Here is a 13,626-nt window from a genome sequence, read left to right on the forward strand (position 1 = left end):
GCCGGCTGGTCTCCTTGAAGCGGTGCCGGCGAAGCGGTAAGATCGGCGCCGCCATCCGGCACGGGTGGCCCGGAGGGTGCAGGGAGGGTGGGCGGGTCGTGAAGCTGCCTCGGCCTCGGTGGCCGACCTACGGCGGGGGCCACCGGCTGAGACGCTCCCTTTTGTTTGCCAGCTACGAGGGGACGCTGGCGGCTGCCAGCGACAACTTCGGGCTTCCGTTCCTTCCTCTGTTCGCGGTGGCCATGGGCGCGTCGCCCCTACAGGTGAGCCTGGTCACGGCGATCCCCAACTTCGTGGCCAACGCCCTGCAGCTGCCGTTCGGGCGCCTGGCGGAGCGCACCGGGCAACGTAAGCGGTTGTGGCTGTTGGGAAACGGCGTGGTGCGCTTCGTGTGGGTGCCCATGGCGGCGTTGCCGTGGCTGGTGCGGGATCGCCGGCTGCTGATCATGGCCCTGCTTGCGCTGACCGCCGTGCGCGGGCTGGCCGCTGCCGCGGCGTTGCCCGCCTGGACCGCGTTGATGGCGGATCTGACGCGACGCCAGTGGCGGGGGCACTACTTCGCCATCCGCAACATCCTGGCCAACCTGGTGGCACTGGCGGCCACGGTGACGGGAGGCTGGCTCATCGGCCGCCTGGGGTATCCCGCCGGGTACGCGGCGGTGTTCGGGGCGGCGTGGCTGGTCGGCGTCTTCTCGCTGCTCGTCATGCTGCCCGTGCACGACCCCTCGAGGGCGGGGCGCGCGGCCGCCCGGCAGCCGGGAGCGGAGGGGGCCGGGGCCTTGCCCCCGGCAGTGCCTTCCATGCCCCTGGAAACCGGCGGCGTTCGCCGGCCTCTGTTTCCCTCGGACCTGCTGGCCGGCGGGCCGCGGCGCTGGCGGTCGGAGGCCCCCGGGTTCTTCGAGTGGGCCGTGACGGCGTTCATCTGGAACGCGGCCGTCAACCTTCCCATGGCGCTGTTCCCCATCTACTTCACCAACGACCTTCACGGCAGCGCCAGCTTGTGGGGGATTTCCAACGGGGTCACCTTCCTCATGACGGTGCTGGGCCAGCGGTACTGGGGGCGGCTGTGCGACACGACCGGGCAGCGGCCCGTCATGGTCTGGTCCGGGCTCTGGGCCGCGTTGTTGCCGCTGTGGTGGGCGATCATCCCGTCTCCCGAGTGGGTCGTCGCCATCAACGTGGTGGGCGGGTTTGGGTGGGCAGGCTTTAACCTGGCCGCCTTCAACCTCCTGCTCGAGGTGACGCCGGACAACCGCCGGCCTTCCTACGTGGCCGTCTTCAATCTCGGGGTGGGCATCGCCTCGTCGGTGGCCCCCATCCTGGGCGCCTGGGTGGCGGAGGCTATCGGCATTCCGGCGGTCATGGTCGCCTCGGGGGTGCTGCGGCTCGCCTCGCTGCTGCTGTTCTCCCGGTGGGGCGGGGTGCCGGTGCGATGGATTCCGCTGCCCAAGAGCTCTTCGACGGTTGCCCGGTGGACGCAGCGGCCGGCCGGCTGGCGGCCGTCGCCCAGGGCCCGCCGCTCGCAGGCTCCGTGAGCGGCCGCCGTGGACAGGCCCCCGGATCTCGGTGGTAGACTGGGAAACGAAGCACGGACGGCCCCGCCGGCGGGTGCAGGCGGTACGGCCGGCGAGGGTAGCCCGAGGTGCGAGGTGCAGCTTTCGTGCTGGATCTGAAATGGGTACGGGCCAACCCGGACCGGGTGCGGGAGTCGCTGCAAAGGCGTGGGGCGGACGAGGGGCTGCTCGATCAGCTGCTGGCCCTCGACGAGCAGTGGCGTTCGTCGCTGGTGGAGCTCGAGGCGCTGCGAGCGAGACGGCGCCAGGAGTCCGAGGAGGTCGGGCGGCTCAAGCGCGAAGGACGCAACGCCGAGGCCGACGAGAAAGCGGCCGGCGTGCGCCAGCTGGGAGAGCGGCTGGATGCGCTCGAGGAGCAGACCCGCCGCCTGGACGAGCAGGTCCAGCAGCTCCTGCTGACGATACCCAACGTCCCCCACGAGTCGGTGCCGATTGGCCGCAGCGAGGACGACAACGTGGAGGTACGGCGGTGGGGCGAGGTCCGGGAGTTTGGCTTCGAGCCGAGGCCGCACTGGGAGCTCGGCGCGCAGCTCGACATCCTGGACGGCCAGCGGGCAGCCAAAGTGACCGGGGCCCGCTTCTGGTTTCTCAAGGGGTTGGGAGCCAGGCTCAACCGGGCGCTCGTCGACTTCATGATCGACGTCCATACGCGAGAGCATGGCTACGTCGAGCTCTACCCGCCCTACCTGGTCAACCGCGACAGCGCCGTGGGCACCGGACAGCTGCCGAAGTTCGCGGAGGACATGTTCAAGGTGGAGGGGCTCGACTATTTCCTGATTCCGACGGCCGAGGTGCCCGTGACCAACTACCATCGGGACGAGGTGCTGGACGCGCGGCAACTGCCCATCAAGTACGTGGCGTACTCGGCGTGCTTTCGTAGCGAGGCCGGTGCGGCGGGGCGGGACACGCGGGGGCTCATCCGGGTCCACCAGTTCGACAAGGTCGAGCTCGTGAAATTCGTGCTGCCCGAGACCTCCTACGACGAACTGGAGTCGCTGGTCGAGGACGCCACCGACATCCTGCGGCGCCTCGAGCTTCCGTACCGGGTCGTGCAAATGTGCACGGCCGACGTGGGCTTCGCGGCCGCGAAGAAGTACGACCCGGAGGTCTGGATGCCGAGCTACGGCCGTTACGTCGAGATCTCGTCGTGCAGCAACTTCGAGGCGTTCCAGGCGAGGCGGGCCAACATCCGTTTCCGGCGGGAGCCGGGGGCGCGGCCCGAGTTCGTGCACACGCTCAACGGGTCGGGCCTCGCGGTGGGGCGGACGGTGGCGGCCATCCTGGAGAACTACCAGAACGAGGACGGCACCGTCACCGTGCCCGACGCGCTGCGGCCGTACATGGGCGGCATCCGGAGGATTCCGCCGGAGTGAGTCGTAGCGGCCGTTCTGCTCGCTCTCTCTCGACTTCGCAGGCCTGACCTCCCGTCGAGGCGGTGCGTCGCCGCTTGCTGCCCAAATGCCAGTTCGCTATGCTGTAGGCGAACGGGTGTTTGGATGGGGGTGTCGCGATGCGGGCTGTCATGCCGCCTGGAGAACAGCGGCGCTTTCTTCGCCTGGTGATGCAGCGCATTGGTGCACCGACGCTGCGCGTCGCAGCGGAACGGCTAAGTGTTTCGTTGCCCCGACTGCGGGGCTGGCACAAGGAGCACCGGGCGCTACCTGCCGAGTTCGTCGCCATGTGGTCGCGCACGTATGACGTTCCGGTGCCGCCGGGGGTCCGCTTCCGCCCGGAGAACGGCTTCCGTGACCCATGCCGAGGGGTTTCTCCGGCCGTAAAGGCACGAATCGAGGAGAAGGTCGAGAAGGTTCGCACAGCGATCGAGCGCTACCACTGGGGCGAAGGGATGTCGTTGGAAAAACTCGGGCCCAAACTGGGATACAGCTCCGGTCGTTCGCTGCGGAACTTCTGCAAACAACACGGCATCCCCACCCGCAGCTTCCGCGAAGCGATGGAGCTTGCCAAGCGTCAGAAGACGTTCGGCCGTCCCCACACACCCGAAGTCCGCCAGCGCTTGAGCCAGTTGATGCACCAGCGCTACGCCAGTGGATGGGTTGCCACGGGGGGCCGGTGCAAGAAGCTTCGTTGCGAGTCGCCATATGCCGGCTCCGTCACCCTGGACGGAAACTGGGAGCTGTTGGTGGCGAGGTCCCTCGACAGGGCAGGAATCCCCTGGGTGCGCAACCGCAAGGGTTACCCGTACACCGGGAGGGATGGGAAACTTCATCGCTATTTCCCCGACTTCTACCTGCCTGAGCTGGACCTGTTCTTGGAGGTCAAAGGCTACGTCGATCCAGCCTCGGCGCATAAGCTACGGTGTTTCCATGAGAGATATCCGGGGCGACTCGTGCTCCTGACGGGCAAACGGCTATTCAATGCCTTGGCGAAGGGTCAGGTGGACATCGTGGAAATACTGGAGGATGCGGTCGATGGCGTCCGGCAACGAAGCAGCCCACGGATGGCCGTCTCATCAGGTCAGCTGCAGGCTACCCGTTAGGGAAGCCAGCATGCTCGCGACGAGAGGCCGCGCGGCTGGGCTTAACACCCACCCGGACGTCAGAACCTGCGCCGGTAACTCTCGGCGCGGCCTCTGACCAGGACGTATGTTTGGTTGACATGCCGAAAACCCCAGTGCTAGACTAACGCCGTCCGCGCAAGCCCCGCACCATGCAAGCCTGAAAGCCCCACCAAGCTGGGGCCGGCCACGTACAGGAAATCGGGGCTGGCAAAATGTGGGAGCGGTCGCCTAGGGGTCTAGGGCGGCGGTTTGCTAAACCGCTGGGCGCCCAAAAGGCGCCTCGAGGGTTCAAATCCCTCCCGCTCCGCCATTCTTTTTATTGCTCCTGTTTTCGCGGTGGTGTGTTTCCCGCAGCGCCGACGGCCAGACGGATTGGCCTGGCCTCTGTCACCGTCCCACCGCCAGCCGCTCCGCCAGGATGGGCGGGAGCCCCGCCGCCAGGATGGCCTGCTGGGTAACCTGCACCGGGTAGCCGATCCGCCTCACGATGAGCCTCCTGGCGTCTCCATCCAGCAGCACGTATCCCGCCTGGGGGTACCCGTCTCTCGGCTGCCCGACGCTGCCGGGGTTTGCAGCGGGACCTCGGCGCTCTCGAAGAAGGGCCGATACCCGGCCCGCGTGTAGATCCCCATCAGGTGCGTATGCCCCACCAGGCAGACGTCCCACCCGGGGTCCTGCTCCCGCAGGATTTGCGCCGCCACATCCCCGCTGATGTACTCCGTCACGGGGTGCCTGGGCGTCCCGTGCACCAGCAAGACCCGCAGGCTACCGACCTGCATCAGGTGCGTGTGCCGCCGTGCCCCCAGCCGCAGCCGCATGTCCGTGCTCAACCGCCCCAGCGTCCACTCCACGGCTTCCCGAGCCCACGGGTTGAACCACTCGAGCGCGATCGCCCAAATGTGGGGCACTCGCGTTCTGGGCCAATAGGCCGATTGACGAAGGCGAAGCCGCGAAGTCAACGAGAGGTGAAGCAGGAGAGTGCCGGGGAGCAGAGCAGACGCTTCCCGGCACCTGCGTCACCTGACTGCGACCGAAGGGGCGCGATGAAGTGCGAAACCGGGCTTTCGGCACCGCCTTCGCACTCAGCGGGACAGGCGTCAACATCTTGCCCCTGCTCATTGACACCCAGATTGCGGAAGTCAGTGCGAACATAGCACAGGCCGACGCCCTCGCCGTGATCCTGACGCTCACCACAAGTCTTGTCGTGTTGGTGTACCAGCGTGCTTTTCTGGGCCGCACAATCACTTCGATCTAGGTTCTACCAGGTAGCGCGGTCTTGTCGTGCTGTGGGTCGTGTGGGCGGGGCAGCGCTGACCGCTCGATGGGCGGATCCGGCGGTGTCGGGGGTGCAAGGTCGGCGCTACCAGTCTTGGCCTGCCGGCCAAAGCTGTCCCCAGACGATGGCGCGTCCTGAGCCGGGGCTGGCTGCCTGGTCACTCTGGAGAACGACCTGAAGGGTGCCGAGCTGAGCCGGCGGGGTGTCGATCCGCACCGACAGCTCCCACCGGGCCGAACCGGCCTTGCTGAGCTCTCCCGCCAACCGGCACTCTCCCCCGCGGGTGCTCACCCAGGCCGCGTAGCGCATTCCCGACGGCGGATCGGGGAGCCCCTCGGCCACCAGACGCACCCAGCAGCCTCGCTCGTCGCCTTGCACGAAAGCGTACGCGACGGCCCCTGCAACGCCCTCATCGGTCGCCAGCGGCATGACGGCCGCCCCGGGAGCGGGCACCGAGCGCCACAGGTCACGCTCGAGGCGCACCCGCGTCAGTTCGTCGACGGCACCCGGTGTGGGTTCGGCAGGTCGACCCGGCACGAGGCGGCCGGCGGCCCATCCGACTGCGACGAGGGCCACCGCGGCTGCCACCCGCACCGAGGCTCCCCAAACCGGACGCCTGCGATGGCCGCTCGACGCAGCGTGGCGCGCTGCTGGCCTCGCAGGCTGCGGCCGTTCGGCACGCGCCATCTGCAGCGCAGCGGACAAGATACGCTGCTTCAGCTCCGCCGGCGGCGCCTGCGGCGGAACCACCGCGGCCAGGGACGCGGCCGCTTCGGAGAGTTCTGCCACATATGCCCTGCATGCGGCGCACCGGTCGAGGTGACGTTCCACACGCTGGCGTTCGCCATCGGCCAGGGCGCCGAGGGCGTAGGCGCCGGCGAGGGTCCGAACGGCGTCGCAGTTCATCGGCCAGGCGCCCCCTCCCGCCCGAGCAGCCGCCGCAGACGGTCGAGGGCCCGCTGCATGCGGCTCTTCACGGTGCCCACGGGAATCTGCCGGAGCGCGGCGATCTCGCTCGACGAGTAGCCGTAGAAGTAGGCCAGCACGACCACGTCCCGTTGCTCAGGTTGCAGCGTTCCCAGGGCCTGCACGACGGCGTCGCGCTGCTCTGACGCCTGGATGGCGTCCAGCACAGGCTCGGCCCCACCGGGGCCGTCGGGGCCGCTCCGTGAGGCCAGCAGGCCGTCAGAGGGCAGCTCCGGCCGTCTCATACGCCTCGAACGCAACAGGTCGATGGCCTTGCGGTGGGCGATGGCGTACAACCAACTGCTGACCGAACCCCGCCGGCCGTCGTAGGTGCGGGCATGGCGCCACACGGCCAGGAACGTCTCCTGCAGGATCTCCTCCCGGTCGAGCCGGTTGGGGACGAGCCGCGCGAGCACCCCGTAGAGGGTGGCGGCGTGCCGGTCGTACAGTTCCTCCAGCGCGCCCACGTCCCCGGCTGCCAGACGGGCCATGAGCCCCTCCTCCGAGCCGGACGGCGCAGCACGGCCCGGTGCCGTCAGGGGAAGCCTCACGCGGCTCTCGTCACCGGCACCCATACACCACGACTATACGCCGCCTGTACGTCTGGGCGCCACCGGCACTGCGACCTCACAGCATCTCCAGAACCAGGTTCAGCAACGCGCCGACGCCCCTGGCCGCGTTGCGGGTCGCCGTGAGGTCGCCAGACTTAACCCCGGCTACGACCAGCGAATCGGCTGCGTCGAGCAGCAGCCGCACTTGCGCGGCCTGCGGCAGGGCCTGGAGGTCGACGAAGACTCCCTGCCCCTGCCCCTGGCAGACGTTGCCCCAGGAACCATTGAAGTTGGTGCCGTTGGGGCAGGCCCTGCGGATTCTCCAGCCTAATCTGCGGCCTGACCTCCGAGAGGCAGCCGTGCGGTCGCCAGGGGCGAACCCTTTCGCGCACGCGTCGATTCCGGTTCGGATCCGGAGCTCTTGGCGAAGTGCCGGCAGGCGATCGAGCTCAGCCGCGCCGGCAAGTCGCAGGAAGCCAAGAAGCTCCTGGAGAGCATGCTATTCGAGGACGACCGCATCCTGGCGCCGGCTGTCGTCATGTACGCCGAACTGCTGCGCGAGGAGGGCAAGCTGAAGCTTCAATCTCATGAGGCGTGACGGGCTCCTGGACAAGGCGCAGCGTGACGTCGATGTCTTCCAGATCGCTGAAGTAAACGAGTTGTTCGAGAAAGAGCCGGGCGTTGAAGAGCCGCCTGTCGTGCACGACAAACTTTCGGGATGCCCCGTCTCCAAACCGCTAGGCGCCCAAAAGGTGCCTCGAGGGTTCAAATCCCTCTCCCTCCGCCACGCCTCTCCTCGCGTCTTGCCTGGCGGCGGGCGGCCTACCCTACCTGGGCTGCGGATTGTTCAAATGAGAGGCCCCGTCCCTTCCGACGGCGCGGCACCCTCGCCGGTTCGCGAATCCGACGGATAGTGGCCCAGTCGAGAACGGTGGCGACGAGGAGCTCCCAGGTGCTGCCCGGCGTCACGGTGCCCTTTGCGACGAAGCATCGCTGATCGCCAGGTCTGAAGGCTGCCATCACCGGTGTGCTGCCCACGCGCCGCCCGAGGGAGGGTCACCTCCCCGTTGCCAGCCGCTCGGCCAGCACGGGGGGCAGCCCTGCGTCCAGGATGGCCCGCTGAGCGGCCGCGACGTCGTAAGGGACCCGCCGCAGGATGACCTTCCAGGCATCGAGATCCACCAGCACATACCCGGCCAGGGGCGATCCGTCCCTCGGCTGGCCAACGCTGCCGATGTTGACGAGGCACGGCTCGCCGCGTACCAGCGCGTACTCCCCGTTCGCCCGGAAAGGGGTGTAGCCGCGCCGCGTGTAGACGCCCATGAGGTGGGTGTGGCCGACCAGGGCGAGATCGAAGTCGGCGTGCGCGAGGATGTCGGCAGCCGCCTGGTCGTCCACGTACTCGGTCACGGGCTCACGGGGAGTGCCGTGGGCCAGCAGGATACGGGGTTGTCCCGGGCCCTCCAGGCGGTGAAGGTGCGGGCGGCTCTTCAGCCACAGCCGCTGGTCGGTGGAGAGCCGGGCGATCGTCCACTCGACCGATTCCCGGGCCCATGGGTTGAACCACTCGAGATCGAGGAGCCCCGCGCACGCGGCGTCGTGGTTGCCCAAAAGGCTGACCACGGCGTGCCCGCGGGCCCACTCCACGCACGCGCCCGGCTCCGGTCCATACCCTACGGTATCGCCGAGGTTGTAGACGGATTCTGGGGCGAAGGGCACGGCGTCTTCCAGGACGGCGCGAAGGGCCGCGAAATTGGCATGGACGTCGGACAGAAAGGCGAGCAGTTTCCCCAACCCCGTCCACCATCCCCGCGACGCCGGGTCGAGGACCCAGGCGGCTTGCTGCAGCCGGCAGCAGCGCTCCCGAAGCGAACATGGCGGAGGGGGAGGGATTCGAACCCCCGGAGAGGCGTCAGCCCCTCAACGGTTTTCAAGTTCTAGCTCCCCACCAAACCGCCGTCCGCTGCCGTCACCTGCCGTTCCGACCGGCCCCACCGAGAGGGCGTCTTTTTCGCACCACCAAGGCTCTTGAGACCATTCCAGTGTACGAAGATCAACGGTTTCCCGTCAAGGGACGTGCCGGGGGACTGGTGGGGGCGACTGGTGGGGAGTGGCGAGCGGCCCTTCACTTCGCCTTGCGACGGGGGGAGCGGCGCCGGTCACGGGCCTGTTCTCGGCACCGATCGGAGCAGTATTTTCCCCACTGGCGGCCCTGCACGAACCATCTCCCACAGTGGGCGCAGCGGACGTAAGGCCGTCCGTCCGTGATCTGATCGTAGGCGATTCGCAACAGCATCCCGTCGAGCAGGCTTCGGTAGCGCACTTCCATACAAGGCGTCGGGCCAGCCATTACCACAAGCTCTCCGTACCCTTCGAGGGGCCTTTTCTGAGCCTCTAGGGACTCCGGCGATCGCCGATCGAGGGGCCTTTCCTGAGCCTCTAGGGACTCCGGCGATCGCCGATCGAGGGCGTCCAGGATCAGCATCGCGGCGAACAAGTAGTCGTCTACTTTCTCCACCTGGCGGGGCGAAACGTAGTGCCCCAAACGGTCACGGGCATACCGGGCCACCTTGCCGTACTCCGTTTCTTCGACTCGCTCAGGGTGCTCCCGGCCCAGCATCCCGAGGAGCCCATACCGGAGGGCGAAGTCCCGGATATCTTCCAGAGAGCCCGAGGAGGAGAGGATGGTATTCAGAAATGTCAGATAAATAGGCTCGGCACGGTTCTGCTCCCGGTCACGCTCCGGCGTCAGCACGTCGATGTCTTCTCCATCACCATCTGCCACCAGCCACCGGCCCATGCCCGGCACGTCCAGGATCTTGACCTCCTTCGGCCTTCGCCACTTCTGCCAATGTAGGGCGAGTTCCATCGGCTGCACCGCCCTCTCCCCCGCGCATATCCCCTCTGATACTGGGGCCAACTGCAATCTAGCATAGAACGCGGAGGTGGTCAAAAGTGAACACGCTGACGGTGCAGGAGGCTGCTAGACTTCTTCGGACTCATCCCCACTTTCTATATCGCCTCATCCGGCAGGGGCGGCTGCCGGCCCTGAGGCTTGGGAGGGCGATACGGCTGAGTGAGGACGTGCTGCGGCGCATGCTGGAAAGCAGAGAGCAAGAGGGAGTGAGCAGGAATGGGTGATAGCTATCCGGCCTTTAAAATTGTGAGCCTCGCGCCCGCCACGGGGTGGGTGGCGGTTCACGCGTTGAACAAGCCTGTGGAGGGCCGCACGTTTACGACGCGGCCCGTGGCAGTCTGGGCGGCAGTTGCATGGGGCGAGTCGTCACACGCTCGTAGCATCATCGGACTCGGCGCCGTCGATGGTGTTGTCGAATTATGGCCGTGCAACGCCGAACCCAATTTTCTGGGCTTTTCGCTAGCGGATGACCTCGACATCGAAAAATGGAAGTCCCAGGCCCTTGACAGCATGGAGAAGCGCCGCCGATAACGTCCGGCGGCGCAAAAGGGGGTGGCGCCCTGTGCTTTGCACTCCCCCTTTTTCACTTTACATACCCCGGCGGAAAAAAGCAAGCCGTTCTCGTATCTCGACGAAGCGGAGTGAAGAAGGATGACCGCAGCATCAAACGGAGCCGCTATCCAGAAAGCCGCTAAAGCCTACATTCGACTGGGCTGGCGGCCTATCCCCTATGAGGCCGGCACCAAAGGCCCCAAGACCAAAGGCTGGGCAAAGTGGAAGATCACCGAAAACGAGATAGCGGAGCGGTTCCATGAGGGCACGAACATCGGCATCGTGCTCGGCGCCGCCAGCAGAGGACTCGTGGACATTGACCTCGATTGCCCCGAAGCCGTCCAGGCCGCTCCACTCTTGTTACCGCCGACCGGTGCAAAGTTCGGGCAGGAGGGGAAGGAGCCCGGTCACTGGCTCTACCAGTGCCGTCCGGCGCCCAAAAACCAGCGGTTTCAAGACCCACGGGCCGAGAGTGAGAGCACGATCCTCGAAGTCCGGGCCGAGGGACTACAGACGATGTTTCCGCCCTCCCTGCATCCGAACGGGCGCCGGATTGTGTGGGCCGAGCGAACGTCCGTCCCCGCCGTGGACAAGAGCGCCCTGGTGACCGCTGCATCCCGGCTGGCTGCGGCGGTGCTCCTGGGGCGCCATTGGGCGGCCCCCGGCGGTCGGCACCAGGCGAGTTTAGCCCTCGCCGGCGGGCTTTCGAGGCTGGGATGGGACCGCGATGCCATTATGGACTTTATGCGGGCCGTGTGCCTCATCGCCGGGGATGGCGAAGCCGACGACCGTCTTCGAGCCGTTACCAGCACGCTCGAACGGGATGATGGTGAGCCCACGATTGGATTTAAAACCCTGGCGGAGATCATCGATCCCGCTATCGTGTTCACGGCTGCCAAGTGGCTCGGATACCGGCAAACCGATGGGGGAAAAGGCAGGCCCGGCGGTTACGCTGTTTCCGACGGGTGCATTGTGAGAATACGTCTTACCAAAGACGGGCCGGTTAACGATACGCTCGCCTTCTTCGAGGCTCGGATCGCTGAGGAGATCATCGAAGACGACGGCGCCGAGCGGGTGCGCCGATGGGTGATGGAAGGCTCGACGCCCGATGGGCGGGCCTTGCCGCGGGCCGTCATCACGGCTGCGGAATACCCTTCCATGTCCTGGGTCTCAAGGGAATGGGGCACCCGAGCCGTCGTGGCGGCGGGCCAGGCCGCCAAAGATTCCCTGCGCGAGGCGATTCAACGGCTCTCCGGAGACGTGCCGGAGCGATATATTTACGCTCACACAGGCTGGCGGCAGATCGGCGGCCGGTGGGCCTTCCTGCACGCAGGCGGAGCCCTGGGAGCAGAAGGCGTGGAAGTGCGGCTCCCCGACCGCCTGGCCCGTTACGTACTGCCGACGCCGCCCGGCGATCTCGGCGAGACGCGTGAAGCGGTGCGAACGGCCCTTGACTTGACAAAGCTCTTCGACGATCGCCGGGTGGGTTTTGCGCTCCTGTCCGCCCTGGCCCGTGCGCCCTTGGCGGGGATGGTGCCCGCCACGGTCACGCTCTGGGTTTATGGCCCATCGGGGGCGTTTAAAACGACGACGACCACGCTGGGGCTGTCCCTCTACGGGCTCTTCACCGAGCACACGCCGCCGGAGTCGTGGCTTTCGACTGAAAATGCACTGGAACGCTCGCTCTGGACACTTGCCGACTTGCCTCTCGTGATTGACGACTTTGCGCCCGCGAATACTCGGGACGCCGAGCGAGTCCGCCAGACGGCCCAGGGGCTCTTGCGGCGCCTGGGCAACCACGTGGGGCGGAATCGACTGCGTTCCGACCTGTCGGCGGCCCCTTCCCGTCCCCCACGGGCGCTTGCGATCGTGACCGCCGAGGAATTGCCGAGTGGACGGCTCTCGGGCCTGGCTCGCCTGTTCCCGGTGCCGGTGGAGCGCGGGCAAGTCCATTTCGAGGTGCTGGGCCGCCTGCAAGGGCAACGGCACGCCCTGAACCTTGCCGGCGCCGCCTACGTCGAGTGGCTTCGGCGGCTGCGGGATCACGACGACGCCCTCCCCCGGAAGCTTCTCGAACGGCAGGAGACGATCCGGAGCCAGGCCGCGGGGGGCGGACATCCCCGAGTGGCGGACAACGTGGCCGTGCTGGCCCTGGGCCTGGAGACGTGGGCCGACGTGGCGGTGGGCATAGGGGCCATACCCGAGGCCGAGGGGCGCAAGCTGGCCGAGGAGGGGTTGGCCGCCCTACTCGACCTGGCGGAGGAGCACCATCGGCTGCTCGATTCCGAGGCACCCGAGCGACTACTGCTGGACGCCATCGGGGAGCTTGTGGCAAGCAATCGCGTGGCGATCGTCCGCCTGGGGCAGGGTGACGCCGGCGGGGTGCCCATCGTCGGGTGGTACGACACCACGCACCTTTACCTGCTCCCAGAGGTGGCGTACAAGGAGGCGGAGGCCCTGCTAGCACGAGGAAGAGGGCTCGCCGCCTCGCCGCAATCGATCTGGCGGGCGCTCGAAAAGCAGGGGGCGATTGTCCGGCAAAGCGAAGACCGGCTCACGTCAAAGCTCCCTGTGGCCCTGATCGGCGGGGGCCGTCCGAGGGTGGTTCGGCTCTCCCGTGAGCGCCTGCGACATTTAGGCTTCACCCTGGGAGGCTTCGCCGGAACGGGCTCTCAGGGGGCGGGGTCGTGACGGGGTTTTCCGATGGTGCGTAGGGGCGGGGGATGCATCACGGGGTGCGATCTGCTAGCAAATCGAGGAAAACCGCATCACGACGGGGTTTTCTGGCACACCCCCACAAACCCTAGGGGTCTCCTTCTTGCTACTTTCCGGGACAACCGGGACATACCCCTTGCAAACGGCGTCACGGCGGGGTTTGTTCATGTCCCGGTTTGCCCAAAACACCGGGACATCACCGGGACATAACCGGGACATGGGAAGGAGATGGAAGGAACTGGGAGCCCCCCTTATGTCCCGGTTCTGTCCCGGTTATGTCCCGGTTTTTTGACCCAACCGGGACATCGATAAACGGCGTCACGACGGGGGTTTGAGGCACCATGTCCCGAATGTCCCGGAAAGTAGCAAGGGGGAGAGCCCTAGGGTTTTGCAGGGGGGTGGGGTGGTGATGCAAAAACGGGAGGGGGAGATCGCATATATACGCACTCGCCCGTATCGTTATGCACCTCCTGCCGTGCATGGCGAAGGGGATCTCGATGCGAGGAAAACCGCATGATGACTGGCTTCTATACCCCTAGTGGGGTTCCAGTAACGGA

Annotated in this window: 13 protein-coding genes and 1 tRNA gene; 8 read left to right on the forward strand and 6 right to left on the reverse strand. The window is 66.9% G+C overall.

Annotated features, from left to right (window positions below):
• Positions 1–98: 98 nt before the first annotated feature.
• From U7230_RS13830 to U7230_RS13845, 4 genes are all read left to right on the forward strand, one after another.
• A complete protein-coding gene (locus tag U7230_RS13830) occupies positions 99–1,535 on the forward strand; it encodes an MFS transporter (RefSeq protein ID WP_324716420.1) in 1,437 nt (478 codons plus the stop codon).
• A 125-nt stretch (positions 1,536–1,660) separates the two neighbouring features.
• Entirely contained in the window at positions 1,661–2,947 is a 1,287-nt protein-coding gene (gene serS, locus U7230_RS13835) for a serine--tRNA ligase (protein ID WP_404980686.1), read from the forward strand.
• A 137-nt stretch (positions 2,948–3,084) separates the two neighbouring features.
• Positions 3,085–4,071 carry a PDDEXK family nuclease gene (locus U7230_RS13840; protein WP_324716422.1) on the forward strand — a complete coding sequence of 329 codons (987 nt, stop codon included), beginning with the start codon at positions 3,085–3,087 and terminating at the stop codon, positions 4,069–4,071.
• A 238-nt stretch (positions 4,072–4,309) separates the two neighbouring features.
• Positions 4,310–4,402: transfer RNA gene (locus U7230_RS13845), tRNA-Ser, on the forward strand.
• Between the two features lie 172 nt (positions 4,403–4,574).
• On the opposite strand, the gene U7230_RS13850 is transcribed toward U7230_RS13845, so the two are convergent.
• The 4 genes from U7230_RS13850 to U7230_RS13865 all read right to left on the reverse strand — a co-directional run bounded on the left by U7230_RS13850 (position 4,575) and on the right by U7230_RS13865 (position 7,090).
• On the reverse strand, positions 4,575–5,000 hold the full coding sequence (locus tag U7230_RS13850) for a hypothetical protein (protein ID WP_324716423.1): 426 nt from the start codon (positions 4,998–5,000) through the stop codon (positions 4,575–4,577).
• A 452-nt stretch (positions 5,001–5,452) separates the two neighbouring features.
• Positions 5,453–6,274, reverse strand: coding sequence for an anti-sigma factor (locus tag U7230_RS13855; protein ID WP_324716424.1), 822 nt, complete (start codon positions 6,272–6,274; stop codon positions 5,453–5,455).
• The gene (locus U7230_RS13860) at positions 6,271–6,825 is read right to left on the reverse strand and encodes an RNA polymerase sigma factor (protein ID WP_324716425.1); all 555 of its coding nucleotides are present in this window, start codon (positions 6,823–6,825) and stop codon (positions 6,271–6,273) included. Before U7230_RS13860 ends, U7230_RS13855 begins: the two co-directional genes overlap by 4 nt.
• A 136-nt stretch (positions 6,826–6,961) precedes the next feature.
• Positions 6,962–7,090: a hypothetical protein gene (locus U7230_RS13865; RefSeq protein WP_324716426.1), complete on the reverse strand. Its 129-nt coding sequence runs from the start codon at positions 7,088–7,090 to the stop codon at positions 6,962–6,964.
• 216 nt (positions 7,091–7,306) lie between these two features.
• Here U7230_RS13865 and U7230_RS13870 point away from each other — a divergent pair, with 216 nt between their 5' ends.
• Positions 7,307–7,483: a hypothetical protein gene (locus U7230_RS13870; protein ID WP_324716427.1), complete on the forward strand. Its 177-nt coding sequence runs from the start codon at positions 7,307–7,309 to the stop codon at positions 7,481–7,483.
• 458 nt (positions 7,484–7,941) lie between these two features.
• Here U7230_RS13870 and U7230_RS13875 read toward each other — a convergent pair whose 3' ends face one another.
• Together U7230_RS13875 and U7230_RS13880 are read right to left on the reverse strand one after the other, a co-directional pair.
• Complete coding sequence (locus tag U7230_RS13875) at positions 7,942–8,679, reverse strand: metallophosphoesterase family protein (protein WP_324716428.1); 738 nt, start codon at positions 8,677–8,679, stop codon at positions 7,942–7,944.
• 331 nt (positions 8,680–9,010) lie between these two features.
• Positions 9,011–9,694 (reverse strand): DUF2256 domain-containing protein, encoded by a 684-nt coding sequence (locus tag U7230_RS13880; RefSeq protein ID WP_324716429.1) that lies wholly within the window; start codon positions 9,692–9,694, stop codon positions 9,011–9,013.
• A 161-nt stretch (positions 9,695–9,855) separates the two neighbouring features.
• Here U7230_RS13880 and U7230_RS15555 point away from each other — a divergent pair, with 161 nt between their 5' ends.
• From U7230_RS15555 to U7230_RS13890, 3 genes are all read left to right on the forward strand, one after another.
• Positions 9,856–10,026 carry a helix-turn-helix domain-containing protein gene (locus U7230_RS15555; protein ID WP_404980687.1) on the forward strand — a complete coding sequence of 57 codons (171 nt, stop codon included), beginning with the start codon at positions 9,856–9,858 and terminating at the stop codon, positions 10,024–10,026.
• On the forward strand, positions 10,019–10,333 hold the full coding sequence (locus tag U7230_RS13885) for a hypothetical protein (RefSeq protein ID WP_324716430.1): 315 nt from the start codon (positions 10,019–10,021) through the stop codon (positions 10,331–10,333). Before U7230_RS15555 ends, U7230_RS13885 begins: the two co-directional genes overlap by 8 nt.
• A 120-nt stretch (positions 10,334–10,453) precedes the next feature.
• The gene (locus U7230_RS13890) at positions 10,454–13,045 is read left to right on the forward strand and encodes a bifunctional DNA primase/polymerase (protein WP_324716431.1); all 2,592 of its coding nucleotides are present in this window, start codon (positions 10,454–10,456) and stop codon (positions 13,043–13,045) included.
• Positions 13,046–13,626: the final 581 nt, after the last annotated feature.

It is taken from the genome of Limnochorda sp. L945t (assembly GCF_035593305.1).
Taxonomy (GTDB): Bacteria; Bacillota; Limnochordia; order Limnochordales; family Geochordaceae; genus Carboxydichorda; species Carboxydichorda subterranea.

Coding starts and splice junctions, on each gene's coding strand:
- U7230_RS13840 (WP_324716422.1), top strand. CDS start 3,085: ATGCGGGCTGTCATGCCGCCTGGAGAACAGCGGCGCTTTCTTCGCCTG.
- U7230_RS13855 (WP_324716424.1), bottom strand. CDS start 6,274: ATGAACTGCGACGCCGTTCGGACCCTCGCCGGCGCCTACGCCCTCGGC.
- U7230_RS13860 (WP_324716425.1), bottom strand. CDS start 6,825: ATGGCCCGTCTGGCAGCCGGGGACGTGGGCGCGCTGGAGGAACTGTAC.
- U7230_RS13885 (WP_324716430.1), top strand. CDS start 10,019: ATGGGTGATAGCTATCCGGCCTTTAAAATTGTGAGCCTCGCGCCCGCC.
- U7230_RS13890 (WP_324716431.1), top strand. CDS start 10,454: ATGACCGCAGCATCAAACGGAGCCGCTATCCAGAAAGCCGCTAAAGCC.